6 protein-coding genes and 1 pseudogene are annotated in these 8,350 nt (G+C 74.8%); 5 read left to right on the top strand and 2 right to left on the bottom strand.

The window, feature by feature from the left end; translation table 11 throughout:
* Window positions 1–912 (top strand): annotated as a pseudogene (locus tag PYV61_RS16190) (hypothetical protein); the annotation flags it as partial.
* Window positions 913–1,141: 229 nt separating this feature from the next.
* Here PYV61_RS16190 and PYV61_RS16195 read toward each other — a convergent pair.
* Window positions 1,142–2,461: a hemolysin family protein gene (locus PYV61_RS16195; protein ID WP_275833451.1), complete on the bottom strand. Its 1,320-nt coding sequence runs from the start codon at window positions 2,459–2,461 to the stop codon at window positions 1,142–1,144.
* 113 nt (window positions 2,462–2,574) lie between these two features.
* Window positions 2,575–3,114 carry a dihydrofolate reductase family protein gene (locus tag PYV61_RS16200; RefSeq protein WP_275833453.1) on the bottom strand — a complete coding sequence of 180 codons (540 nt, stop codon included), beginning with the start codon at window positions 3,112–3,114 and terminating at the stop codon, window positions 2,575–2,577.
* Between the two features lie 378 nt (window positions 3,115–3,492).
* Here PYV61_RS16200 and PYV61_RS16205 point away from each other — a divergent pair, with 378 nt between their 5' ends.
* From PYV61_RS16205 to PYV61_RS16220, 4 genes are all read left to right on the top strand, one after another.
* A complete protein-coding gene (locus PYV61_RS16205) occupies window positions 3,493–5,133 on the top strand; it encodes a TldD/PmbA family protein (protein WP_275833455.1) in 1,641 nt (546 codons plus the stop codon).
* Complete coding sequence (locus PYV61_RS16210) at window positions 5,133–6,506, top strand: TldD/PmbA family protein (protein ID WP_275833457.1); 1,374 nt, start codon at window positions 5,133–5,135, stop codon at window positions 6,504–6,506. The genes PYV61_RS16205 and PYV61_RS16210 overlap by 1 nt, the downstream gene beginning before the upstream one ends.
* Window positions 6,507–6,628: 122 nt before the next feature.
* Window positions 6,629–6,973, top strand: coding sequence for a PadR family transcriptional regulator (locus tag PYV61_RS16215; protein WP_275833459.1), 345 nt, complete (start codon window positions 6,629–6,631; stop codon window positions 6,971–6,973).
* A partial coding sequence (locus PYV61_RS16220) for an ABC transporter permease (protein WP_275833461.1) occupies window positions 6,970–8,350 on the top strand: 1,381 nt, incomplete at its 3' end. The genes PYV61_RS16215 and PYV61_RS16220, both read left to right, overlap by 4 nt.

Consider the following 8,350-nt stretch of genomic DNA (forward strand, 5'->3'; position numbering starts at 1 on the left):
CCCGCGGCGTGCCCGCCGCCCGCGAGCGCCTCGGCCCGCGCGCCGACGCTCCGCGTGCGCTCGATGCTCCCCGCGGTGCGCGCCTGGGACGACGCCACGCGCGACGCCGCGCCGGCCGCCCGACAGGCGGCGTTCCGGCGGATGGTGGTCGACGCGCACCCCGACGTGTTCGGGCCGGTGTTCGCCGTCCCCGACTCGGCGGGGCTGGCGCGCTACCTGGAGTGGCTGACGCCGCGGCTGCCGGCGGCGTACCGGGTGGCGGCGCACCTCGAGCGCGAGCTGCCGCCGGCGGCGGCGCGGATGGCGGCGCTGCTGCCGCCGCTGGCGGGCGCCGAGGTGCCGGTGGTGCTCGGGCTCACCCTCGGCCGCACCAACGGCACGGTGCGATTGGTGGACGGACGCCCGGTGCTCTTCCTCGGCGTCGAGGTGCAGACGATTCTCTCCGACCGCGCCGACGACGCCGCGGCGACGGCCGAGCACGAGCTGACGCACGTCGCCCACGCGCGCGCGAACCCGGCGCTGTACGCGCGGGTCGACGCCGGCGTGCGCGGGGTGCCGACGCCGCTCTACGTCAGCCTGTTCGCGGAGGGGCTCGCGGCATGGGCCGTGGGCTGCGCGACACCGGGGCGCACCGCGGCGCAGCGCCTGATGAGCGCCGACCTCCCCACCGCCGCGCCGGCGGCGGCGGCGCGCCTGCTCCCCGAGCTGGCGGCCGACCTCGAATCCACCGACCCGAAACGCTACGCCGACTGGTTCTTCGTCGGCGGCCGGCGCGCGGACGTGCCGGCGCGGTTCGCCTACTGGGCGGGGGAGCGCGTCGTCGCGCGGATGGCGGGGCGGCGGACGGCGGAGGCGCTGCTGCGGCTCGACGCGGAGACGGTGCTGCGGGAGGTGCGGGAAGGGTTGCGCTGATCGACGGCGGAGAGCGGGGTACGGCGTAGTTCAGGACAGGGCGAAGATCGGGGTACGGCGAACAGGCTACGGCGTACGCCGGGGTGCGGCGAACCTGCGAGCTCGTAGCCGGTAGGTTCGCGGTACCCCGTTTTCCGATTCACCCCTTGGTTCGGTTCACCCCGCTCTGCGCCGTCCCCTGGGGTTCGCCTCACCCCGCTCTCCGCCGTGCCGAGCCACGAGACTCGCCTCACCCCTCGCTTCTGGCGGGCGCTCCGACGACGATCCGCTCGATCCGCCGCCCCGCCATCCGCACCACCTCCACCCGCCGCCCCTCCCACTCGAAGTGGTCCCCCACGCGCGGCACCCGCCCGAGCCGCGCCATCACGAACCCCGCGAGCGTCAGCACGTCCGCGCGCTCCTGCGCCGTGGCCTCGACGTCGAGGCGCGCCTCCACGTCGACGAGCGGCGTCGCGCCGTCGACCACCCAGCTGCCGTCGGCGGCGCGCTGCATGTCGGGCTCCTCGCCGCCGGCCGTGCCGGGGACCTCGCCCACCAGCGCGGCCAGCAGGTCGTCGAGCGTCGCCAGCCCCGTCACCGCGCCGTACTCGTCGAGCACCACCGCCGCGTGCTGCCGCCGGTCGCGGAACGTCTCGAGCAGGCGGAACGCGGGCATCGTCGCCGGCACGAACAGCGGCTCGCGCGCCAGCCCGCGCAGCACCGCCGGGTCGTCGACCGCCGCGCCGGCCATGCAGCGCAGCAGCAGGTCCTCGGCGTGCACCACCCCCGCCACGTGATCGAGGTCGCCGTCGCACACGAGGAAGCGGTCGCGCGCCGCCTCGGCGAGCTGCGCGCGGCGGTCGTCGGGCGCGCCGGCGAGGTCCACCCACTGCACGTCGGGGCGCGGCGTCATGAGCGCGTCCACGCTGCGGTCGCCGAGGCGGAAGGCGTTCTCCACGATCGCGCGCTCCGCCTCCTGCACCACGCCCGTCTCCGCGCCCTGCTCGACCATCGCGCGGATGTCCTGCTCCGTCACCCCCGGCTCCGACACCGTGCCGAGGCCGAGGAGGCGGAGCACGAAGTTGGTCGAGGCGGTGAGCGCGCGCACCAGCGGGCCGCCGACGCGCGAGATCGCGCGCATCGGGCGCGCGACCAGCGACGCCACGCGCTCGGGCCCCGACAGCGCGATGCGCTTGGGCACCAGCTCGCCGACGATCAGCGAGAGGTACGTGATGACCGCCACCACGAGCGCGAACGCCACCGACTCGGCGTACGGCGCCAGCCAGGCGACGCCGCGCAGCGACTCGGCGAGCACCTCGGAGATCCCGGCGCCGCCGAACGCGCCGGCCAGCACGCCGACGAGGGTGATCCCCACCTGCACCGTCGACAGGAAGGCCGTCGGGTGCGACGCCAGGTCGAGCGCGGCGCGGGCGCCGGCGTCCCCCTCCTCGGCGCGGTGCTCGAGGCGGGAGCGGCGCGCCGTCATGACGGCCAGCTCCGACATCGAGAACACGCCGTTGACGACGAGCAGCAGGAGGATGACGACGACTTCGGTGGCGATGGCGCCCATGAACGACGGGGTGGGGCGTACGTCGGGATGCGGCGCACTGCGGGGTACGGCGAACGCCGGGGTACGACGAATCTACCGGCTCGCGGCCGGGGCGGTCGCCGTCCCGATCGCGGTCAGCGCACCACGCGGTAGCGCAGGTGCGTGACCCCCGCCGACTCGACGACGCGTTCCCGCTCCAGCGCCACCGCCGGCCACCCGTCGTACAGGCGGAGCCCGCCGCCGAGCACCCGCGACACGACGTGCAGGTCGAGCACGTCGACCAGCCCCGCTGCCATCGCCGCGCGCGCGGTCGTCGGCCCGCCGGCCACGCACACCACGCGGTCGCCGGCGGCCCGCCGCGCCGCGCCGACCACCGCCTCGACGCCGCCCGTCACGAACGCGAACGGGACGCCGCCGCGGTCGATCGTGGGGCGCGCGGTGCGCGTCATGACGAAGTGCGGCACGCGGTACGGCGTGTCGAAGCCCGCCGGCTCGGCGCCGAGCATCCCCCGCCCCAGCACCATCGCGCCGATCTCGCCGAGCAGCTCGTCGATCACCGCAACGTCGGCGGGCGCGGGATCGAAGTACCAGTCGTGCAGGCCGGCGTCGCCGCCGTCGGGGCCCGACGCGTAGCCGTCGAGCGAGACCGCCATGTCGAGCACCACGCGTCCCATCCGCATCTCCGTCGTCGTGAGGGGCGGCGAAGGTACGCCGCGGGCGGAGGCACGACAACGGCGAAGGGGTGCCTGTGCCGGTGCACGGCGGAGAGCGGGGTGAGGCGAACCCCAGGGTACCGCGCAGAGCGGGGTGAACCGAACCAAGGGGTGAATCGGAAAACGGGGTACCGCGAACCTACCGGCTACGAGCTCGCAGGTTCGCCGCACCCCGGCGTACGCCGTACCCTGTTCGCCGTACCCCGCTCTTCGCCCTGTCCTGAACTACGCCGTACCCCGCTCTCCGCCGTCGATAGGACTCCGTCAATTCCCGCCCCCCACCCTGGCGCCCCGCCCCCGCCGAGTGCTTCGTCCCGCTCTCACCCCAGCCCCCCGCGTATGACCACCCGTCGCGACTTCCTCCGGCAGGGCGGGGCCGCGCTCGGCGCCGCCGCCCTCACCGGCGGCGCGCTCGCCGGCATCCCCCGCCTCCTGTCCGCGGCCCCCGCCCCGAGCGCCCGCGCCCTCGACGCGTTCCAGGACCCCGCGGCCACGCGCGCCCTCATGGCCGACGCGCTGGCCGCCGCCCGCGCCGCCGGCGCGCAGTACGCCGACGTGCGCGTCTCGCGGCAGCGCCAGAACTTCGTCTTCACGCGCGAGCAGCAGATCCAGAACGTCGTCGACACCGACACCATCGGCGTCGGCGTGCGCGCGCTGGTCGACGGCACGTGGGGGTTCGCCGCCACGCGCCAGCTCACGAAGGACGGCGCCGCGGGCGCCGCGCGCGAGGCCGTCGCCATCGCCAAGGCCACGCGCGTCGCGCGCGACCGCGCCGTCGAGTGGCTGCCGTCGCCGGCGGTGGCCGACGGCGTCTGGAAGGGCGCCTACACGCAGGACCCGTGGGACGTCCCGCTCGAGCAGAAGGCCGACCTGCTGCTGCGCGCCAACGCCGGCGCGATGAAGGCGAAGAACGTGAAGTTCGTCTTCAGCGGGCTGTTCTTCGTGAAGGACGAGCGCAACTACGCCAACACCGACGGCTCGGTGATCCGCCAGGACGTCGTGCGCTCCTGGCCGCTGATGACCATCACCGCCGTCTCGGCCGACTTCACCGACTTCCAGAACCGCGGCAACGTCGTGCAGCCGATGGGGCGCGGGTGGGAGTACGTGCTCGAGAGTGACCTCGTCGGCAACGCCGCGCGCTGGGGCGAGGAGGCGTCGGCGAAGCTCGGCGCCAAGCCGGTCGACGTCGGGCGCTACGACCTCGTGCTCGACCCCGGCAACCTGTGGCTCACCATCCACGAGAGCATCGGGCACCCGACGGAGCTCGACCGCGCGATGGGGTACGAGGCCAACTACGCCGGGACGTCGTTCATCGCCCCGCCCGAGGACAAGCTCGGGAAGCTGAAGTACGGCCCCGAGTTCATGAACGTGCAGGGCGACCGCTCGCAGGAGGGCGGGCTCTCGACCGTCGGGTGGGACGACGACGGCGTGAAGCCCGACACCTTCCTGATCGTGAAAAACGGGATGTTCAACGACTACCAGACGACGCGCGAGCAGGCGCCGTGGCTGCGCTCGTGGTACCAGTCGCAGAACCTCCCCGTGCGCTCGCACGGCTGCTCGTACGCGCAGGGGTGGAACGAGGTGCAGTTCCAGCGCATGTGCAACGTCTCGCTCATGCCGGGGGAGCGCGACCTGTCGCAGGACGACCTCGTGGCGGCCACCGACCGCGGCATCCTCATCGTCGGCGACGGCTCCTTCTCGATCGACCAGCAGCGCTACAACGCGCAGTTCGGCGGGCAGGTGTTCCACGAGATCCGCGGCGGCAAGATCGTCGGCCAGCTCAAGGACGTGGCCTACCAGATCCGCACCCCCGACTTCTGGAACGCGATGGACATGATCGGCGGGCGCCGCAGCTACCGGCTCGGCGGGAGCTTCTTCGACGGCAAGGGGCAGCCGCCGCAGGTCAACGCGGTCAGCCACGGCTCGCCGCCGGCGCGCTTCCGCAACGTCAACGTCATCAACACCGGGAGGAAGAGCTGATGCGCGCCGATCTTCCCCTCGCGGAGGCCGCGGACCAGGCGCTCGTCACGCGCGAGCAGGCGCAGGCGATCGTCGAGAAGGCGGTGAAGCTGTCGAAGGCCGACGGGATCGACGTGCAGGTCAACTCGTCGTACCGCGGCAACACGCGCTTCGCCGCCAACCAGATGTCGACCGCCGGCGCCACGACCGACGCCGCGCTGGCGATCCAGTCGTCGTTCGGCCCCAAGCACGCCGTCGTCACCACCAACGACCTGTCCGACGAGGCGATCCGCCGCGCCGTCGAGCAGAGCGAGCGGCTGGCGCGCCTCGCCCCCGACGACCCCGAGGCGATGCCGGCGCTCCCGGCGCAGCAGTACCGCGGCGCCACGCGCTACTTCGAGAGCACCGCCGCGCTCACCCCCGCCGACCGCGCGAGGGCCGCGCTCACCGCGCTCGAGCTGTCGCGCGCCGCCGGCGACCTGCACGCCGCCGGCTACCTGGTGACGGGGATGACCTCGCTCGCCCTCGGCAACAAGGCGGGGCTGTTCGCGTACGACCGCGCGACCAACGCCAACTACACGCTCACCGTCCGCACCACCGACGGCACCGGCTCCGGCTGGGCGGCCGCCGACCACCCCGACTTCGCGCAGCTCGACGCGCGCCGCGTCGCCGAGCGTGCCGTCGAGAAGGCGCGCCGCTCGCGCAACCCGCAGGCGATCGAGCCGGGGCGCTACACGGTGATCCTCGAGCCGCAGGCGGTGGGCGACCTGGTGCAGCTCATCGCCAACTACGCCGACGCCCGCCAGTCGGACGAGGGGCGGTCGCCCTTCGTGAAGCAGGGGGGCGGCAACAAGATCGGCGAGCGCATCGTCGACCCGCGCGTCACCCTCTACTCCGACCCCACCGACGCGCAGCTGCTGGCGCAGCCGTTCGATGGCGACGGGCTGCCCCTGACCAGGCAGACGTGGATCGAGAACGGGACGCTCAAGGCGCTCTACTACTCGCGCTTCTGGGCCAAGAAGCAGGGGAAGACCGCCACCGGCGCCCCGTCGTCGCTCAAGATGGCCGGCGGCGACACGGGCGTCGAGCAGATGATCGCCTCGACGCCGCGCGGCGTGCTGGTGACGCGCCTCTGGTACCTGCGCGAGGTGGACCCGCGCACGATCCTTTACACGGGGCTGACGCGCGACGGGACGTTCCTCATCGAGGACGGGAAGATCACGCGCGCGCTCCGCAACTTCCGCTTCAACGAGTCGCCGCTGTTCATGCTCAACAACCTCGAGGCCATCGGCCCGGCCGAGCGGCTGGCTGGGACCGAGGCAGGCGGCGACGTGTCGATGCCGACGCTCAAGGTGCGCGATTTCAACTTCACGTCGCTGTCGGAGGCTGTGTAAGAGCCGGGAATCGGATGAGATGGATCAGATCTGATCCGTCTCATCCGATTCCTGCTTTTCCCCTTGCGTTCTGAGGGGAACAGCCCGATACTCCCATCAGAACTCGAGGGGAGGAGGGGCGGATGGATAGGATGGAGTTCGTGCGCGGCACGCTCGACGTCGTCGTCCTGAAGGCCCTCACCTGGGGCCCGAAGCACGGCTACGCGGTCAGCCGCTGGGTCGCCGACACCACCGACGGGCGGCTCGACATCGGCGAGGGGGCGCTCTACCCGGCGCTGCACCGCCTGGAGCGGAAGGGGTTCGTCGCCAGCGAGTGGGGGCTCTCCGAGAACAACCGGCAGGCCCGCTTCTACCGCATCACCGCCGCCGGCCGCCGCCAGCTGGCCGCCGAGGTCTCGGCGTGGCAGGAGTACGTCGAGACGTTCGGGCGCGTGCTCGGCGCCACCCCCGCGCCGGGGGCCGCGTGAGCCGCCCCCCGTTCCGCCTCCCCGCCGGGCGCCGACGCGCCGAGGCCGACGTCGCGCGCGAGATCGGCTTCCACCTCGCGATGGCCGAGGCGGAGCTGGTCGCCGCCGGCCGCTCCCCCGACGACGCGCGCGCGGAGGCGCGGCGCCGCTTCGGCGACCCGGACGTCGTGGCCGCCGAGTGCATGGCCGAGGAGGGCGCGCGCCAGGCCGGGCTCGCGCGGTGGGAGTGGCTCTCCGCCGTGCGCCACGACCTCGCCTACGGCGTGCGCACGCTGCGCCGCGCGCCCGGCTTCGCCGCCGCCGCCGTGCTCACCCTCGGCCTCGCCCTGGGCGCGACCACGGCGATGTTCTCGGTCGTCGACGCGGTGCTGCTGCGCGCGCTCCCGCTCCCCCACTCCGAGCGCATCGTGACGCTCGAGCCGACGGTGCGCGGCGAGGCGCGCGGCGGGTCGCCCGGGCTGCTGGCCGCCTGGGGCGCCCGGGCGCGCGCGCCGCAGGCGCTGGCCGCCGTCGCCGAGCGGCAGGCGACGGTGCGGACGCCCGACGGCGCGGCGCGCGTCCCCGGGCTCGCGGTGAGCGGCGCCTTCGGCGCGGTGACCGCCGTGCGCCCGGCGCTCGGCCGCGTGCTGACCCCCGACGACGACCGCCCCGGCGCGCCGGCGGTCGTGATGCTCGGCCAGGCGCTCTGGCGCCGCACGTTCGACGCGTCGCCGGCCGCGGTGGGGCGCACGCTGGTGCTCGACGGCGTGCCGCACACGGTGGTGGGCGTGCTCCCGGCCAGCCTCGACGCGGCGCTCGGGGAGCGCGACTTCTGGGTGCCGCTCCGCCTCGAGCCGTCGCAGCGCGACAACTTCACCCCGTACCTCACGCTGGTCGCGCGCCTGCGGCCCGACGCCGCCCCCGCCGGCGTGGCACGCGAGCTGGACGCGATCACCGCGACGCTCCCGCCGGCGGCGCCCGACGACGACGGCACGCGCCCCGCCGCGCGCGTGGCGGCGCTCGCGCGCACGCTCGGCGACGACTACCGCCGGCCGCTGCTGCTGATGCTCGGCGCGGTGGGCGTGCTGCTGCTCATCGGCTGCGCGAACGTGGCGACGCTGGTCCTCGCCCGCAGCGTCGGGCGCGCGCGCGGGCTGGCGGTGCGCTCGGCGCTCGGCGCGGGGCGCGGGCGGCTGGCGCGCCAGCTCGCGGTCGAGCACCTCGTCCTCGGCGCGCTCGCGATCGCGGTCGCGGTGCCGGCGGCGGTCGTCATGACGCGGCTGCTCGTCGCGGCGATCCCGGCCGACGTGCCGCGCCTGGCGGCGGCGGCGCTCGACGGGCGCGCGCTGGCGGTGGCGGTGGCGCTCGGGCTGTGCGCGAGCCTCGCCTGCGGCGTCG

Origin of the sequence: Roseisolibacter sp. H3M3-2, assembly GCF_029211165.1 — a bacterium.
Lineage (GTDB): Bacteria > Gemmatimonadota > Gemmatimonadetes > Gemmatimonadales > Gemmatimonadaceae > Roseisolibacter.